General features: G+C 40.0%; 12 protein-coding genes and 1 pseudogene. 12 read left to right on the top strand and 1 reads right to left on the bottom strand.

Going from position 1 to position 19,304, the window contains the following annotated elements; translation table 11 throughout:
* Nucleotides 1–15: 15 nt before the first annotated feature.
* From QE450_RS08835 to QE450_RS08775, 12 genes and pseudogenes are all read left to right on the top strand, one after another.
* Nucleotides 16–660 carry a pectate lyase gene (locus QE450_RS08835; RefSeq protein WP_273616306.1) on the top strand — a complete coding sequence of 215 codons (645 nt, stop codon included), beginning with the start codon at nt 16–18 and terminating at the stop codon, nt 658–660.
* A gap of 323 nt (nt 661–983) precedes the next feature.
* Nucleotides 984–3,194: an ArnT family glycosyltransferase gene (locus tag QE450_RS08830; protein ID WP_307298610.1), complete on the top strand. Its 2,211-nt coding sequence runs from the start codon at nt 984–986 to the stop codon at nt 3,192–3,194.
* 267 nt (nt 3,195–3,461) lie between these two features.
* Complete coding sequence (locus QE450_RS08825; RefSeq protein ID WP_273612453.1) at nt 3,462–4,412, top strand: NAD(P)/FAD-dependent oxidoreductase; 951 nt, start codon at nt 3,462–3,464, stop codon at nt 4,410–4,412.
* A 124-nt stretch (nt 4,413–4,536) separates the two neighbouring features.
* Nucleotides 4,537–6,159 (top strand): sensor domain-containing diguanylate cyclase, encoded by a 1,623-nt coding sequence (locus QE450_RS08820; RefSeq protein ID WP_273612452.1) that lies wholly within the window; start codon nt 4,537–4,539, stop codon nt 6,157–6,159.
* Between the two features lie 241 nt (nt 6,160–6,400).
* Nucleotides 6,401–6,733, top strand: a complete 333-nt coding sequence (locus QE450_RS08815; RefSeq protein WP_307298604.1) for a M20/M25/M40 family metallo-hydrolase — start codon at nt 6,401–6,403, stop codon at nt 6,731–6,733.
* Nucleotides 6,717–7,616, top strand: coding sequence for a M20 metallopeptidase family protein (locus QE450_RS08810; RefSeq protein WP_307298601.1), 900 nt, complete (start codon nt 6,717–6,719; stop codon nt 7,614–7,616). The genes QE450_RS08815 and QE450_RS08810 overlap by 17 nt, the downstream gene beginning before the upstream one ends.
* A gap of 88 nt (nt 7,617–7,704) precedes the next feature.
* Complete coding sequence (locus QE450_RS08805; protein WP_307298598.1) at nt 7,705–9,351, top strand: ABC transporter substrate-binding protein; 1,647 nt, start codon at nt 7,705–7,707, stop codon at nt 9,349–9,351.
* An 11-nt stretch (nt 9,352–9,362) separates the two neighbouring features.
* Complete coding sequence (locus QE450_RS08800; protein ID WP_273612449.1) at nt 9,363–10,292, top strand: ABC transporter permease; 930 nt, start codon at nt 9,363–9,365, stop codon at nt 10,290–10,292.
* Between the two features lie 33 nt (nt 10,293–10,325).
* Nucleotides 10,326–11,237, top strand: coding sequence for an ABC transporter permease (locus QE450_RS08795; RefSeq protein WP_307298596.1), 912 nt, complete (start codon nt 10,326–10,328; stop codon nt 11,235–11,237).
* Between the two features lie 193 nt (nt 11,238–11,430).
* Nucleotides 11,431–13,462: pseudogene (locus QE450_RS08790) on the top strand (Na+/H+ antiporter).
* Between the two features lie 368 nt (nt 13,463–13,830).
* Entirely contained in the window at nt 13,831–14,793 is a 963-nt protein-coding gene (locus QE450_RS08780) for a hypothetical protein (protein ID WP_307298592.1), read from the top strand.
* A gap of 466 nt (nt 14,794–15,259) precedes the next feature.
* On the top strand, nt 15,260–17,392 hold the full coding sequence (locus QE450_RS08775; RefSeq protein ID WP_307302645.1) for a glycoside hydrolase family 6 protein: 2,133 nt from the start codon (nt 15,260–15,262) through the stop codon (nt 17,390–17,392).
* Between the two features lie 115 nt (nt 17,393–17,507).
* Here the strand turns inward: QE450_RS08775 and QE450_RS08770 are convergent, their stop codons facing one another.
* The gene (locus tag QE450_RS08770) at nt 17,508–19,175 is read right to left on the bottom strand and encodes a GGDEF domain-containing phosphodiesterase (protein ID WP_307298590.1); all 1,668 of its coding nucleotides are present in this window, start codon (nt 19,173–19,175) and stop codon (nt 17,508–17,510) included.
* Nucleotides 19,176–19,304: the final 129 nt, after the last annotated feature.

The following is a 19,304-nucleotide window of genomic DNA, read 5'->3' as shown; positions in this document are numbered from 1 at the left end:
GTATTAGCGGCTACGATGTTAGCATCAGTTGTAACAATTGTGCCGACAACTGCTGTACCAACAACTACAGTAGAAGCAGCCGGTGTCACTAACACTACAATCGTTGTCAAAGCAGGCGAAGTGTATGATGGCAAAGGAGCACGCTTCATCGCAGGAAGTGCTCTTGGAGATGGCAGTCAAAAAGAAGGTCAAAAACCTATTTTCCGCGTTGAAAATGGAGGTACATTGAAAAATGTAGTACTTGGTTATCCAGCGGCTGATGGCGTACATACTTATGGGAACGCTACTCTGGAGAACATCGTCTGGGAAGATATCGGTGAAGATGCAATGACGATCAAAGAAAGTGGAACAGTTACTCTTAAAGGTGGTTCGGCTACCAATGGTGATGATAAAATGTTCCAGATCAATGCAGCTTCTACGTTCAAAGTAAGCAACTTTAAAGGTTCTAAAGCAGGTAAATTTATTCGTCAATTGGGCGGAAGTACATTTAAAGTAAATGTAACGATCGACAATTGCGATATTTCTGATATGAAAGAAGCGATTTTCCGTACAGATAGTTCTACCAGTACAGTGAAAATGACTAATACTCGTTACCATAATGTAGGCACTAAATTTATCGGTGTGAAAAACATTACGGAAAGTGGTAACACTCAATACTAATGAATATTAATGCTTGGCTAGCTCAAGCATTTGCGCATATGTTTGCCCAACACTAACCCTTATTTGTCCTTGTTCTTAGCAAATCCCCCCTTGCTATAAATACAACATTTAACCTCCAACTCACATCGTAGTGAGTATGGAGGTTCTTTTTTGTGCATAACAATGTAAACAGTAAACGTATATTTTCAGATGCCAGATGTATCAGAAATTGCATATTTAATCTTTTTTTAAGTAATTCATGATCTAAATTTAAGGTTAATGCGCCAAAATGAAATCTACATAAAAAGTATATCTGAATGATGGATGATTGGGGAGGAATACCTATGGAAGTAAGAGCAAGCAGTTTATCAAAATCACGATCAAGAATAGATATTCCGCTGATTTTGATTTTAATCCTTTCTGCTTTTCTAAATGTGTGGAAGATTTGGGAAAATGGAAACGCCAATGCCTACTATACAGCGGCAGTAACAAGTATGCTTCAAAGTTTTCACAACTTTTTCTATGCATCGTTCGATCCCGGTGGATTTGTGACGATTGATAAGCCTCCTGTAGCGTTCTGGGTGCAGACATTATTTGCATCTATTTTTGGAGTGCATGGATGGAGCGTTACGTTGCCTATGGCACTTGCAGGTGTAGGCTCGGTTGGATTGATCTATCTGATTGTTAAGCCTACTTTTGGAGTAAATACAGCACGGCTTGCAGCGCTAATGATGGCGGTTACTCCTGTAGCGATAGCAGTACAACGTTCCAACAATGTAGATAGTCTATTGGTATTCTTTTTACTATTAGCGACATGGATGCTACTTAAAGGTGTAAAGCAACAGAAAGCACTGTGGATTATCGCTGGTTTCTCTATGGTTGGTGTTGCTTTTAATGTGAAAATGCTACAAGCGTATATGATTCTGCCTGCTTTATATGTATTTTATCTACTGGCTTATCAAGTGAATTGGAAGCAAAAACTATCGGTGCTTGCGATAGGAACAGTATTACTCGCAGGGATCTCGGTCTCATGGGCAATGATTGTCGATAGTGTACCTGCAAGTGAACGACCTTATGAAGGAAGTAGTCTGACGAACTCTGTCATGGAACTGGCTTTTGGGTATAACGGTCTTAATCGCTTAACAGGGCAGACGTCTGTACTATCACCAGAAGAGAATACAGCGCAAGTTACAGCTCCCCCGACTACCAGTAATAGCAACAACCAGATAACAGGCATGACCAATAGCCAAATGTCTCCTCCGACAGGGAATCGAAATACAGGAAAAATGTTCAATATTGGAGATGCTGGCCTACTTCGGTTATTTCAATCCAGTCTATCCGGTCAAGCAAGTCTATTATTGCCGTTTGCCATTGTATCGTTAATTGCTTTATTTGCAGGAGTACGCCGAAATACATGGCGCCGTCCAGAGTACCTTGATAGTATATTCTGGGTAATGTGGTTACTGCCTGTAGCTGGATTTTTTAGTATTGCAGGATTTTTCCATCAATATTATCTGATTATGTTAGCCCCACCTGTAGCTGTACTTGCTGCAACAGGTTTTATGGCTCAATGGAGATATTATCGTGAAGGGCGTGGATGGTTATCGTGGCTGTTACCTATTAACGTGGCTGTCACTACAGCTTTTCAAATGTATGTCATCTATCCATTTAATGCGACTATCGGTTCTGCATGGTTTTATATTATTGGTGGTGTAGGACTGGTACTAACGATAGGCTTACTGATTGGTAAAAAAGATTCTATTCTTCAAGCGAACAAGTTATATCTAGCTTCTGGAGCGATCATATTACTGATGTTGACTCCATTATACTGGTCTTCTTTTTCGATTGTTAATGCTTCTGGCAATGTAGCAATACCAGCTGGCGGCCCTGAAGTTAAGGAAGGGTTCGGTAGATTCGGTGGCAATCCTCCTAATATGATAGGTGAAGGAGGCAGTAATGCTTCTATAAGACCTACTAACCCGGATACTACGATGACACCTACCGAAAATACTTTGCCTTCAGAGAATACTAATACAGCACCTGCAAGAACACCTAATCGCGGTGGAATGTATCAAACAGCCAACGAAAAATTATTGCAATATGTAACTCAACACAATACAGGTGAAAAATATCTATTTGCTGTATCGAATGCCAGTTCAGCCGCTCCATATATTATTCAGACCGGTAAGCCTGTTATGGCAATGGGTGGATTCGGTGGAAGTGATCCGATTCTGACAGTCGATTCTTTGAAAGCATTGATTAGTAAAGGAGAAATAAAATACTTTATGATTAATGGGATCGGTGGTCGTGGTGGAGAATCGAATGAGATCATCACATGGATCAAAGAACATGGTACCGAAATTCCAACAGAAGAGTGGCAGGATACTACAAGTACGGTGTTGCAAAACAGCCTTTCCGGTGCAAATAATGCTAAAGTGCCTACTGCTACGATGAACAGCCCGATGAATGGGATGAACCGCACGAACAATAGCGGTGGATTCGGTGGTATGATGAGCGGTTCTTTATATGAGATAACACCAGCAGATCTTAATTAATACGATAGTACAAATCAAATCCTCTTTTTCTTGTAGACATTAGGCTACAGAAGAAGAGGATTTTTTGTAATATGTAGTCGATTGCGTTTCATAATATATAAGAGGTTTACATATTATCTTATACAATCTTTTTAATCGTAAGTAAGTATCAAACATTTATTAACATACTCTTATCTATCCATCTAGCCTTGTTATGAACAGAAATAAGTGGTCGTTAACGATAAAAAAGTGATCAAATGCAACATCAATTCAAGGAGGTCAACAACGATGATTAGTGATAATACTTTATACGATTGCATTATTGTAGGAGGAGGAATAGCAGGATTACAAGCAGCTATTCAGCTAGGAAGATATTCTGCTCATGAGGTACTGGTCATCGATGCAGGGCATGGACGTTCAACATTATGCCAGAACTATGGAAATATTCTTGGCTTTCCTGATGGAATCTCAGGAGAGGAATTACGCAAAATTGGACGGGAACATGCTGAGCCATTAGGCGTACAATTTCATGAAGATCGCATTTTGGAAGCGAAAAAAGAAGAAGATCATTTCTTGCTTAAAGGAGCACAAGGAGAAAGTTATAAAGCTAGAACCTTATTGCTAGCGACAGGCTTGATCGATCGATTCCCACGCTTACCCGGGTTGGTCGAAACATTAGGGTATAGTGTATATGTATGCCCGGACTGCGATGGATATGAGATCGAAGATCGCCGTACTGTCGTGATCGGTGCAGGTGAAGCAGGCGCTCAAATGGCTTTGATTTTATCAGAGCGTACTTCAGACCTTATCTATATCAATCATGAATCCAAGCCATTCCGTCCAGAAACGATGGAACGTCTACAAGAAAAAGAAATATCGTATATTGAATCGGCTGTAGATATGGTCAATTATCACGAAGGTGGTATTATCCATAGTGTAGAGTTAGAAGGCGGTCAGGTGATAGAAGCAGAGCGTGGTTTTATAGCTTTTGGAGGCAATCATGTGAATTCAGAACTTGCAGAGCAATTAGGTGTAGAGACTATTCATAATCATCATATCGAGACAGATCCTCGTTCCAAAATGAGCAATATTGAAAATGTCTGGATTGCTGGAGATCTGGGTGCACATTCAGAGCAAGCTAATATTGCAATGGGTGAAGGCGCACAGGCAGCTATTTGGATCAATAAAACGTTATCTAAAATGAAAACGAGCCGTAAAGAACAAACAGTACGGTCGTAATCTTCTTTTTATAATATTCTAGAAAGCAAAAGACGATTTAAAGTGTCTTTTGCTTTCTTTTGTGAAAAAGGTTGTGTTAAAATTAAAGTTGATTAATATTTGATTTGTCAGGTGGGGTGTCCGATTGCGTTTATATCCTAAAAAAGGATTCAGGCTTGTCACCATTGTAAGCACTATCATTGTTTTCTCTATTTTACTTACGATGATTATCTCGATTTATTCGGCCTATATCGTTAGTAAGCAAGCCCTGATTAATAATTATTTAGATAATAATTACCAGCATGCCACTGAACTTGCAAATGCGGCAGGTAATATATTAGGTACGATGCAAGAAAGTATAGATGCATTGGCTACAATATGGCAACGTGAAAATAAAATCGATCAAGATTTGTTAGAAGATTTGTATACGAATAACAAAAATTATTTTAATTCGATTGTTATTGTAAATAAAGATTTGATCGTAAACAATACAGTACCCGCAACATCAGGCGTCAAAGCAGGGCAACAATTGAGTGGACCTATTAACAATACGCTACTAGAAATTCAGATCCCTCATATTACCGAACCTTTTATGAGCAAAGACGGTAGATGGATTGTATTAGTGACCAGCCCGTTGTTTGACAAACAAGAACGGTATTACGGTTATATTGCCGGAACGATTTATTTACAGAAGTCTAATGTATTACAAGGTATTCTGGAGCAAGATTATTCATCAGATGGTTCTTATGTATATGCAGTCGGTCCGAAAGGCAATATTATTTTCCATCCTAATCTAAAATTAGTAGGATCGAATAAAGCTGCCGATGAAGCTGTATGGAAAGTGATGGCTGGCTTAGCTGGTAAGATTGAATTTACAGATCAGCAGAATCAGACCTTTTATACAGGATATGCTTATAATATGAAAAGCAGTTGGGGTGTGATTGTACAGACACCTGCATCGGTGATAAGTGTTCCGCTGCGAGAATTACTTCAAAAAAGTATTTTGTTATCGTTACCTTTGTTATTGATTACGTTAGCTGCGGGTTGGATTATTACGTATCTAGCTGTGCGTCCTTTGCAGGTATTAGCAGATTACTCCAACCGTATGGTAGATGATTGGAAAAGTGAAGCGTTACCGCCTATTCGCTCGGGGACATATGAAGTGAAAGTACTGTATCAAAGTATTCGTTTTACGACCAGACAACTACAGAAGTATATTGTGAAATTAAAAAATGAGACTGCACTTGATGGTCTAACCGGTCTTGCTAATCGGCGTAATTTTGATTCTACTCTAGAAACATGGTGTATCGGGGATGAACCTTTTGCTATGGTGATGTTAGATATCGATCATTTCAAACGAGTCAATGATACGTATGGTCATCTCACCGGAGATCGAGTCATGCAATTTCTAGCCGTCACGATGCGTAATGTCTCTCGCGAAGGAGATGTATGCTTTCGCTATGGTGGAGAAGAATTCGGAATCTTATTACGTGGATGTAATGTGACCCGCGCCTATATTGTGGCTGAACGATTACGTGAATTGCTTCATGGTACTGTGAGTCCTTCAGGAGAATTGATCACTGTATCAAGTGGGGTAGTTGCTTTCCCTGAACATGGCAAAACACCAAATGATTTGATTAGTCATGCGGATGAAGCTATGTATACTTCCAAACGAGAAGGCCGAAATCGTACTACTATTTATCAAAAAGAAATAACCAAAGCAGATAACCAAAATGAAGTAAAATCAGCGGAAGAAATAAATGTATAAACGAAATACAGATATAGCCCAAGCTCGTTCACTGTATAAGGTGAACGGGCTTTTTTTATTTTCAAAAGAACTGTATCTCACTGGCTATAGCTATAAGATTGATATGTTCTATATCTATATCAATCTTATCTATAAGCGAATTCATTGACCTTGAGCCTGATTAAGTCTACATTTATGTAACAATACCAATTAAGTAGATAGGAATTAACAACATTAGAAAAAGAAAGGGAGGACATGGAGGATGAGTGAACTTGCTGTTGCTTTATCTTTGCCGGACACACTTGAGTCCGACCTTATTCGTATTCGTCGCGAGTTGCATGCTCACCCTGAAGTTCTTTTCGATGTCGATCATACAACCACACTGATTATTGGGCTGTTACGCAAATGGGGGCTAGAAGTACAAAGCGGAGTAGGCAAGCATTTTGGTCAAGGCGTAGTTGGTATTCTGCATGGAGCAGAAGATGGCGAGACGATCCTATTACGTGCTGATATTGACGCTTTGCCGATTCAAGAAGAACATGATTATGCGTATGCTTCCCGGCGTGAAGGTTATATGCATGCATGTGGGTCATGATGCTCATACTGCCATGTTGCTTGGAGCTGCTAAAGTATTGAGCGATCATCGGGAGCACTTTCGGGGAACGATCAAATTTGTTTTTCAACCTGCGGAAGAAGGGGCTCTTCGTTCTCCTTTAGATGATCGCTGGATTAGCGGAGGACGAGATATGATCGAAGATGGCATTTTACAAGGAGTGTCTCAATCTTTTGCGATGCATGTCTGGCCTGATCTTCCTGTAGGGAGTATCGGTATACACAAGGAGACAGCAATGGCGGCATCCTGCCATTTTGCAGTTCATTTTCAAGGGACTTCTGGTCATCATAGTGCGCCACATTTATCTTCAGATGCGATTATTATGGCAGCGCGATTTGTAAATGATATGCAGATTTTTATGACGACAGGGATCAATCCTACAGAAGCCAAAGTGTTATCGTTTGGAACATTACATGCGGGAACGGTCAAAAATGTGATTGCAGGCGAAAGTGAAGTGACTGGCACTTTTCGAGCCTTTCGCACAGAAACTGTCGAACGCATAACCAAAGCTATCGCTGATTATGCTCATAGTATTGCTTGTCTGCATGGTGGAAAAGCAACGATTACACAGCGTACAGGCACAGTGCTGAATAATGAAGCGTCCACAGTAGATCGAGCAATACAAGCGGCAGAACCTATTTTTGGTAAAGAAAATGTACTGGAATTAGAGCAACCTTTTCTTGCAGGTGAAGACTTTGCATTATATACCCAGCACCGCCCGGGTGTATTTGCTTTTATCGGGTGCCGTCCTCAGGAGGCAACATCTGCTTATCCGTTACATCATCCAAAGTTCGATATAGATGAGCGTGTATTGCTGTTAGGAGCTAAAATGCATATTCAATTTGCACTGGATGCGCTCGCTTAATCACTACGTATGTATTGATATCATCGCTTGATCTATACATTCTGAGGTTCTACAAATATCCCTGATACTATGGTGAAAGGAATAACTTATGACAGATACCCAAAGAAATCATACCCATCACCGATTATGGTTGACTGTAAGTGGTCTGCTAATCGCAATATCCCTGGTAGTATCCGGTTGTGGTGGAGTTGTAGAGAAAAGTAATGCACAAGGTAGCGTAGCTACTGCTAATGGAGGTACATTGACTTACGCATTAGCAACTTCACCGGATACACTTGATCCACATCGAAGTGGTCTAGCAGTATCGGTAAGGGTTATGCGTACCCTCTATGATAGTCTTGTTGTACAGACAGCCGATGGTTCAATTAAGCCTTGGCTTGCGGAGTCGTGGACTGTATCCAAAGATGGTAAAAAGTATACTTTCAAATTACGTAAAGATGTAAAATTCCATGATGGAACACCATTTAATGCGGAAGCGGTAAAATTCAACTTTGATCGTGTAATTGATCCAGCGACCAAAGCGGCAAATGCACTTGCACTGATTCGTCCGTATACATCGTCTAAAGTCATTGATGAGTATACTGTTCAAGTTAATCTGTCGACACCTTCAGAAGCTTTTCTAGGGAATATCAGTCAAGCAATGCTCGGGATAGTATCACCTACTGCCGCCAAACAAGAAGGCGAACAATTTGGCAAAAAACCAGTAGGTTCAGGGCCTTATCAATATGTCGATTGGAAAGATAATACTTCAATTGCTGTGAAAAAGAACCCTGATTATACATGGGCACCTGAAACTGTAAAAAATACAGGTGCGCCGCATATAGACGGAATAACATTTTCGATCATTCCAGAAGAAGCGACTCGAATCGGTAGTGTACAAAGTAAGCAGGTACTTGCCGCAGAGACTGTCCCTCCACAAAATATATTGGCATTAAAAAATAGCCCTGATCTACAATTGCTTCAGGCTAACACATTAGGGTTACCATATACATTATTTATTAATGAGCGTCATGCTCCATGGGATAATGTCAAAGCAAGACAAGCGCTCCAATCGGCTATTGATGTCAATGCGATTGTCAAAACGTTATATCTAGGGACGTATGAACGTGCATGGTCTGCTCTAACACCGGGCATTTTGGGATATGATGAATCATTAGAAAATACAAATCAACCTGATCTGACACATGCCAATAATCTACTCGATGAACTAGGATGGGTGAAAGGACAAGACGGTATACGTGTCAAAGACGGTCAACGTCTTACCCTGAAATATGTAGATGGCTCTCCTAATCGGGAAAAACGAAATGATATTGCAGCGATGATTCAACAGCAACTAAAAGCGGTCGGTATTGATGTACAAGTCAATATCACCAAAGATATTGCTACTGTTGTGTATCAAAATGGAGAATATGATCTGTATGGCAATAGTCAGGTGAACTCTGATCCGAATGCGTTATCAGCTTTCTATCATACTGCTGAGCCATCTGCACGCCCTACACTGCCAGGACTTTCTGATCCACAAATTGATCAATGGCTAGAACAAGGCGCTGTTGAAAAAGATAAAGATCAACGTGCCAACATCTATCACAACATACAACAACGTATTAACGAACTATCTGTGATTATTCCTGTCTATATTTTCCCGTATACGGTTGCGGCATCTCAGACTGTACAGGGCATTTCGTTTGATTATTTAGGCTATCCACTCTTTAATGATGTGCGTATTGGAGGATAAGGAGGATATACATGGTACAGACGATCATTACACGTACGATTTCATCGTTACTGGTTATTTTAGGATCATTAACACTGGTATTTGCAATCTTTTACCTGTTACCGGGCGATCCTGTTCTATCCATGATAGATCCAACATATGCCACTCCTGAAATGATAGAGAATTTACGTATCCAATTAGGATTAGATCAGCCGTTTTATATTCAATTTGGTCATTATCTAGCAGATATGTTACGTGGTGATTTTGGTGTATCTATGGTCAATTCTGATCCAGTACTACCCAAAATTATAGCGAATTTTCCTTCGACATTGATTTTAACTTTAGCGAGTACGTGTATAGCAGTGTTGATCGGTGTGATCCTCGGGATATTGTCAGCTGTTCATCGTAATGGGTGGATCGATATTCTGGCTCGTACTATTGGATTGTTTGGTATTTCGATGCCGACATTCTGGTCAGGGATTTTGCTAATCTTAATCTTTTCAATTCAACTGGGCTGGTTCCCGGCGATGGGTTCTGACGGTATATCTACTCTGGTGTTGCCGGCGATCACGCTAGGAATCGTTGGAGCAGGATTTGTGATTCGTATGGTTCGCAATAGTATGTTAGAAGTGCTAAGTGAACCTTTTATCACTACATTACGGGCAAAAGGAATCTCTCGTCATGTCATTTTGTATAAGCATGCACTGCGTAATGCTTTAATTCCTGTCGTGACTGTAGTCGGTATGCAGATAGGAGAAATGTTAGCAGGAACGGTAGTTATTGAGACTGTTTTTTCAAGGCAAGGAATAGGGCGTATTCTCGCGGATGCGATTATGGCGCGCGATATTCCGGTAGTACAGGGGGTTGTCTTTTTTACAGCTATTCTCTATGTCGTTATTAATCTACTTGTTGATATCTCGTATACCTATATTGATCCTCGTATTCGGCGGTCACTCACATAATTAATTTTAGATAAGATCGAAAGGAGGATATCGATGAAGCAGATCACACCATCCGCTACATTAACAGCAGACTGGGAAGCAGAGCAAGCTCAATCTAATGTCGTCCAGAAGTGGTCATGGCAAGCAGTTGCCAATCGTTATATGTGGTATGGCGCATTGCTAATTATTGCATTTATCATATTGTGCGCGCTTGTACCTCAGTGGATCGCTCCATACTCGCCTGTAGAAATGCTAGCTGATCGCATTTTACAAGCACCGAATATGATCAATTGGTTCGGAACAGATTATTTTGGCAGAGATGTATTCAGTCTAGTTGTGTATGGTGCCCGGGATTCGTTATTAATTGGATTCAGTTCAGTCGTCATAGGTGTACTTGTAGGCGTATTGCTAGGAACGCTAGCAGGGTATAGAGGTGGCATACTGGATACGATGATTATGAGATTGATCGATATTCTGATGACGATTCCGGGGGTATTATTAGCATTAGCGATCGCTGCTGCACTTGGTCCCGGGCTTATCAATATTATTATCGCTATCTCAGTATCAGCGATCCCGGGGTATGCACGCGTTATACGTGGACAAATGGTAAGTTTGCGTAGTCGTGGTTATGTAGAAGCTTCTCGTTCGCTGGGTGCTTCGGGTCTACGTATAGTCTGGAAGCATATCCTGCCTAATGCAGTCTCACCGATTCTCGTAATGGCTACGTTAGGTCTGGGTACATCGATTCTTACAGGGGCAGGGCTTAGCTTTCTGGGATTGGGAGTGATTCATGAGATTCCAGATTGGGGTGCATTGTTATCTCAAGGCAGAGGTTATCTTACTGTTGCATGGTGGATCTGCACATTCCCCGGTCTAGCGATTACTGTATTTGTACTGGCGATCAATATTATAGGAGATGATCTTAGAGATCGGTTAGATCCCAAAAGCTCTTATCTAAAATCCTAGACGATGCTTATGTCTATGCAATTATGCAGTATGCAAAATTAGAGCGTATACGCTACACCGAAGTCCATCAGAGGATACGGTTGTAGCGTATACGTTTGTTTGAGTTCAAAAATATTGTTTCTTTCTTGACTGTAAAGGGGAATAATGACAAGATTTATTGCATATCCAATAGAGCAAAAAGAGGGGGAAGGCTATGGAGTACTTTATCGCTGTACTTGTACTACTTTTAATGATTGGTATTTCTAATATTTTGAATCGTCTGGTTCCGCTGGTTCCAGTACCTTTATTCCAGATTGCACTCGGGATTATCGTCTCGATTGTAGGCGTAGAGTTACCTCTTGATCCTGAGCTGTTTCTTGTATTGTTTATTGCACCATTGCTATATAACGATGGACGACGAACACCAAGAGATGAATTATGGAATCTGCGGGTGCCGATTATCGCACTAGCATTTGGTCTTGTATTCGCGACGGTGTTGATTGCAGGTTATGCGATTCATAGTCTTATTCCAAGTATTCCTTTACCAGCGGCTTTTGCATTAGCGGCTATTTTGTCGCCGACAGATGCTGTTGCGGTAGGTTCACTTGCCAAGCGTGTACATTTACCACAATCGATTCATCGTCTATTAGAAGGTGAATCTTTACTTAATGATGCTTCTGGTCTGGTTGCTTTTAAATTTGCAGTCGTTGCTACTGTCACCGGTACTTTTTCATTATGGCAAGCTTCATTTAGCTTCATACTTGTAGCGCTTGGTGGACTGGCACTTGGAGCATTGATGTCTTTTATTCTTATTCGTTGTCAGGTGTGGTTGCGACGCTGGGGCATGGAAGATATTACAGTTCATGTATTATGGCAAATCTTAACTCCATTTGTTATCTACTTACTGGCGGAAGAAATTGGTGTATCCGGCATCTTGGCAGTTGTCGCTGGCGGTATTGTGCATGCAATGGAGCGGGATCGTGCTGAATCGGTACAACTCAAAATGCAACTGGTATCTACCAGTACATGGTCTGTGCTTGTATTTGTGCTAAATGGCTTGGTGTTTATGATACTGGGCGTACAGATTCCAGAAGTGATGGGTACGATATTCCAAAATGTTAATTTCAACAATGGGCGTGTACTAGGTTATGTAGTACTTATTACGTTACTTCTATATGTACTGCGCTTTATCTGGATTTATGCTTTCTGGAGTGTTCGTTATTTGTTACAGACACCTTCTGAATCGAATCGACCTAGTCTGAGAGGAATATTGTTAACTTCTTTATCTGGAGTTCGAGGAGCATTAACGTTAGCTGCTGCTTTCTCTATTCCCTATGTGCTTAATGATGGAACAGCATTTCCTGAGCGGGAATTGATCTTATTTATTGCAGCAGGTGTTATTTTGCTTAGTCTTATATTAGCGAGTATCTTCTTGCCATTATTATCTTCTGATCCTGAGCCTGTCGTCACACTGGCAGATAAAAAGAAAAAATCAGAAAAAGATATTCGTCTAAAAATTCTAGAAGCGGCTGTACAATCGGTTCATTCGAATATGAATGATTCCAATCAGGAAGCCGCCCGTAATTTGATCGCTGAAGTTAAAGGATATATGTCCAAAAGCGATGCGTTCCAAAAGCGTATTATGGAGATCAACGGCATGGGACCTCAAGAGATGGAAATTTATCTACACGGTATTCATGCAGAACGAACCGAAGTAAGACGATTACGTGATCGTGGTGAGATTACAGCAGAGATGGCTATGACTTTTGAATATCGATTAGATCGTCTGGAGACGGTACTTCGAGATCGATCAGATACAGGGATTGTAGAATGTCTGGACAAGTGGAAAGGCATGATCCCACTGAACAATGTAGAACATCCTGAATCACTCGAACCTCAAGACGAGGCCGCGCGAACGCATATGCTGAAAAAGTTAAAATTGCATACATCGATTGCTGCGATAGAATCTATTCAAAAACATATCAATCCAAGCAATCAACTAGCTTCAAATTAAAATTATCGCCCGCTATGAGAAAGTGATCCATGCTATTCAATATCAGACAGGGCAGGCGTTACCCGATATTACACTGGATAAAGGAAAGCTTGATCTGATTACAACGGCTATCCAGAATCAGCGCGATAAAGTACAAGAGCTGTATGAAAGTGGAGAAATTGATCGTCAACATGCTCGTAAAATGCGCCATTTTGTTCAAGATTTAGAGAAATGGATACTGATGGAAAATTGAAAATATGTCAAATTTAAGACAAAACAAAAATTTTACAATAAATGGTTATCAAATTCGGTTATCTTAATCCAGGGTTGGGTAAGTTATGAATAGGAAGTAGTCGATAGATACATCTTCTACATTACAGAAGATTAATACAAATGAAACGTTTATCCCGAAGCATGATCTAGTAATATTTAACGTTATGCTTGGGGATAAACGACCTATTCATTTGAAAATAGAGAGAATGAGAGCAGCAATTGTTCTACTATGGACTATACTGTGCTTATTTTGTGCACAGTTAAAAAGTGGATCGTTCTTTCTACACCTATGTCAATCGATTGTGTTCCTCATTTATTACTAACTATTATTCTACTGGAGGTAACATCATGAAAAAATCAACGACTTTTAAAAAACCTATTTTTGCTTTAGCTACATTTGCAATTAGCGCGTCTTTGCTTTTACCAGGTGCCGCTTCAGCAGCAGAGTCTTCTAACATGAATGACAGTTATAGTTTGGGAAGCAACGGATACTTAGCTAATACAGGTTGGGCGGGTATGAATACGACTAAAGATACAATGACAGGTGAGAATCAAGATTCTGCACAATCGATTTTCTATGATACCAATTCCTCTTTCGGTTATAACTGGGCTTATGCCAAAGATATGACAGGTACACAATATTCACCAGCGATCTCTTATGGTTGGAATTGGACACCAGGTTATGAGAACGCAGGTAATTTCCCTGTACAAATTTATAAAGATAATGAAAACAGACGTAACAACAATAGTTCAAGCTCTAGCTCTCGTCAAAGTCAAATGAAAGATATTGATACTTCTGTAAGTTATTCTACAGAAAACGCAACAGGGGATTACAGCACTGGTTACACTGTATTTATTCATAATACACAATGGGCTGGAGCAGAATCTAAACCATCTGCGATTGTAAAATTAGTAACATCTACTTCACAAAATGCTTCTACAGTCATGGAAAACAAAAACGATTCTACCGCAACTACCAATAAAGATATGACCACAACGACAGCAACATGGGGTGAATCTCTAGGTACAGTGAGTCTAGATGGCGCTAATTGGGATGTATACCGTAAAGGTATGAATAGCGATATGGAAGGTCAATCCAACTTTAATACGATGGATGGCAATGTGTACACATTTGTTAGAACAGAAAATGCAGATAGCGTAGACTTAAACATTTCTGACTTTATCAAAAACTTGCTAGATCGTAATGAATTGAAATCTTTTGATTATGTAAGTGGCGTGAAATTCGGTACAGATGTAATGAGTGGTAACGGTAAATTAACAGTATCGAACTGGTCAATCAACGCTCAATAACATACTTTTGATTCTAAAATAGAGTCTATATGTTAAAATAAAATGAAGTGCTTTTCTTGCCTGAGGGTAGGAAAAGCACTTTTTTTGTGCTGATAGAGTATATATTTATTAATGGAATTATATGGTAATTAGGAAGTAGAAAAGTAAGTCTATTCTAAAGGGATATAACTTATTCCGCATAAGCATTTATAAGTGTCATTATGATATATAAAAAAACCGATGAAAACGTTAACAATTTTGAAATTATAAACAATTAAAATCCATAATTACCAATTTACACCAGTAAAAACTTTAAGTATAATCAGCCCTGAGGAGGTGATTCAGAAGGGGAACAAGCAAGCTAATCCAGAAAAAAGATAACGCTTACTTTTGAAATGGGTAAACACTATCCAACCAAATTACTTGAGAAAGAAAGGTGAATTTTTTGAAATCCAAAAAAAGTATCTGGCAAACATTGAAATACACGATGGCCGTTTCACTATTAACTGGAAGTCTTTTACCTATCCTTTCTACACCGGCTGCTTATGCCGAAGCTCATGTCGATAATCCGTTTGTTGGCGCGACTGCGTATGTGAATCCTGATTATGCCAAAGAAGTTAATGCCTCAATTGCGAAAGTAAGTGATGCTTCACTCAAAGCAAAAATGGAAACCATAAAATCCTATCCTACATCGGTCTGGTTAGATCGGATTGACGCGATAGGCGGTGGTGCGAACAATGCAGGTCGTCTTAGCTTGGAAGGTCATCTGGATGCTGCGTTAGCACAGAAAAAAGGAAATACACCAATCACAGCAAGCTTTGTTATATATGATCTTCCTGGACGCGATTGTCATGCTTTAGCATCCAATGGGGAACTGCCTTTAACACCGGCAGGCTTAGAACGATACAAAACTGAATATATTGATGTGATTGCTGATATTTTCGCTAATCCTAAATATCAAGATATTCGTATCGTCAATGTAATTGAACCGGACAGCTTGCCGAATCTGGTAACCAACTTAAATGATGCACGTTGTGCTCAAGCAAGCTCGACAGGTATCTATGAAGCAGGCGTTAAATACGCATTAAACAAACTTCATGCAATTCCAAATGTATACAACTATCTAGATATCGGTCACTCTGGCTGGTTGGGTTGGGATAACAACCGTACAGCAACTATCTCTTTGTATACCAAAGTCGTTCAAAGTACTACAGCAGGTCTGGCAAGTGTAGATGGTTTTGTCACTAACACAGCGAATACTACACCGCTTAATGAGCCAAATCTGCCGAATCCTGATCTGAATGTCGGTGGACAACCGATCAAATCGGCTAAATTCTACGAATGGAATCCATACTTTGATGAGACCGACTTTACAGGCGCTTTGTATAACGGTTTTGTCGCTGCCGGCTGGCCAAGTAGTATTGGATTCTTGATTGATACTGGACGTAACGGATGGGGTGGCCCTAATCGCCCAACAGCCGCTATCGGAAATGATATCAATACGTACGTCAACTCTGGACGTGTCGACCGCCGCGATCATCGTGGGAACTGGTGTAATGCAAGTGGAGCAGGTCTTGGGGTAGCTCCAACTTCAGCTCCGGGCGCTCATTTGGATGCTTATGTATGGGTGAAACCTCCAGGAGAATCGGATGGTTCTAGCTCACTAATTCCGAACAATGAAGGTAAAGGATTTGACCGCATGTGTGATCCTACCTTTACTACAGCAGATGGCGTGTTAACAGGGGCTTTGCCTAACGCTCCAATCTCTGGTGCATGGTTCCATGATCAATTCGTTATGTTGATCAACAATGCTTATCCAGCTGTAGGTGGTTCTACTACAACGCCTACAACTCCTCCTGTAACTGCGCCAACGGCACCAACAGGTGTCAAAGCAACTGCTGAAGATAGTCAGGTCAAATTAAACTGGTCTTCTGTCACAGGAGCAACAAGTTATACTGTCAAAAGAGCAACCAGCGCTACAGGTGCTTTTACAACTGTAGGGGCTAATGTTACAACCACATTATACACAGACAAAGCCGTAACCAATGGCACAACGTATTACTATGCTATCACTGCAAATAACACAGTAGGTTCGAGTGTGAACTCGACTGTAGTGAGTGCTAAGCCACAAGCTACGACCACTACACCACCGACTCCTACAGATCCAACTACGCCAACACCTACACCTGTCGGTGATCTAGTCGTACAATATCGTGCAGGAGATACCAATGTTAATGATAGCCAGATCAAACCTTATTTTAATATCAAAAACAATGGTATGGCTGCTGTCAATCTTAGCGATCTCAAATTACGTTACTATTTCTCCAAAGATGGATCGGCTGATATGACAGCTTGGGTCGATTGGGCGCAAGTGGGTCAAAGTAATGTAACGACTACATTTACCCCTAATTATGTCGAAGTTGGATTCACTTCTGGAGCTGGAGCCCTTCAACCAGGATCGCAAACAGGAGATATCCAGCTTCGTATGGCTAAAAATGATTGGACTCCAATGGATGAAAGCAACGATTATTCATTCGATGCTACCAAAACAGCATATGCTGATTGGAACAAAGTAACACTATACAAAGGCGGTACATTAGCATGGGGAGTAGCACAATAATCAATCGTATTCACTCCTAATCATGCTTGAATTAACAGTATAATCAATAGCAAAAGACCTTACTCCTATAATGGATAAGGTCTTTTTTTACGCATATATAGAAGCATTCTAATTGTTATACATAATCGGTCGGTACAGACAACAGAAATTGAGGGAGATCTGGCAGGTTCTCAAGTGGCATCGGATAACTGATCCAATATCCTTGAAAATCGTTACAACCTAACTCTAACAACTTTCTCCATTGATCTTCTTCTTCAATACCTTCAGCAACCACATGCAACTCCAAAGCTTCTGCCATTGCCAGCAATGCTTTTAATACAGGAGGATTCATCTGAGCTACAAAAGAACGATCTATTTTGATATTATCGACCGGCAGGCGGGTTAATGTGCTCAATGAAGAATAACCGGTACCAAAATCATCTATCGAAATCGTATATCCTTGCTCACGTAACTGAAGTAGAGAAGAGCATTCACTAACGGTATCAATCATAGCCACACTTTCTGTAATTTCAAGATCAATATACTGAGGATCAACTTGTTCTTCTTGCAGAATCTGATTAATACGATCTATAAAATCAGGCTCACTTAACTGGATTCTAGAAATGTTAATCGCAATCTTAGTCTGTTGTCCATACTTGGCTTGAACGATAGCAAGATCATGACAAGCCTGACGAATCACCCATTCGCCTATAGGAATAATCAGACCTGTTTGCTCTGCTATCGGGATAAAGTCAGCAGGCGAGACCATATATTTATGATCTTTTTTCCAACGTAGTAATGCTTCTACAGCTACCACTTGTTTTTGTTTGTTCCCATAAATCGGCTGATACAGCAGTTGTAATTCTTCTTTTTCGAGACAACTATTTAATGCTAACTCATAATTAAAGCGAACAACCTGTTCATACTGCGTTTTTTCACAGAATAAATGATGTTTGTTACGACCGTTTGTTTTGGCATGAAAAAGCGCAATATCTGCACGTCGTAACGCAATAGAAATATTGATATCTTCTGAGAAATAAGCAATACCTACACTCACATTGATTTTGATCTGACGATTGTTAAAGGTGAACGGTTCATTCATTAAAGAAATAATAATCTGAGCCATCTGTTCAGGATGTTCTTGTTGACGATTAGACACCAGTATAAACTCATCCCCGCTAAGACGAATACTGATATATTCCGAACTGAAATTACGTTTAAGTCGACCTGCCACTTCGACCAATAGAGCATCGCCGCTTTCCATGCCAAGTGTATCATTTACATATTTGAGATTATCTATATCAAACATAAATAAATACGCAGGGTGAGTAACAAACTCATACAAAAAACGTCGATTTAATAATTGAGTCAATTCATCATGGAAAGCATAATACTGCATTTTTTCTTTGTACTGATGGCGTTCTTCATAGCTTCGAGTAATACAGACTAGATGAGTGATCGTCTGATTCTCATTGAAAATAGGCGAGATAATGCTATCTCCACTTAACGTTCCTGTAGGTAACAAATGACCTTCATCAAAACGTACACTTTGCGCTTGTACCAGTACTTTAGAATATTTGTTATGCAAATACTGAGCCATTTCATACTGATTGCGTTCACTATAAAGATCGAAAAAGTTTTTTCCGATATCCTTTTTCGAGATTCCACTGAACAATTCTGCTTTTCGATTAACATAACAATATACAAATTGTCGATTTTGGACAGCCATAATATACACTAGATCTTCCATAGCATCAAAAGCTAACTTAAGAAGCGGATGAATCAGTGAATCTTCGCTATTCATTTAGGTCCACTCCTTTACCATACTGATCATAATCTTAAAATTATTTTTAATATATACTAGGTTTAATCGGTATGTATAGAGCAGATATGAAGAAAAGGTTAACTTCTTTTTTTAAATGAATTGTTCCAA

It is taken from the genome of Paenibacillus sp. SORGH_AS_0306 (genome assembly GCF_030819345.1).
GTDB classification, from domain to species: Bacteria; Bacillota; Bacilli; order Paenibacillales; family Paenibacillaceae; genus Saccharibacillus; species Saccharibacillus kyungheensis.
This window is presented reverse-complemented; position numbering and strand designations above follow the sequence as displayed.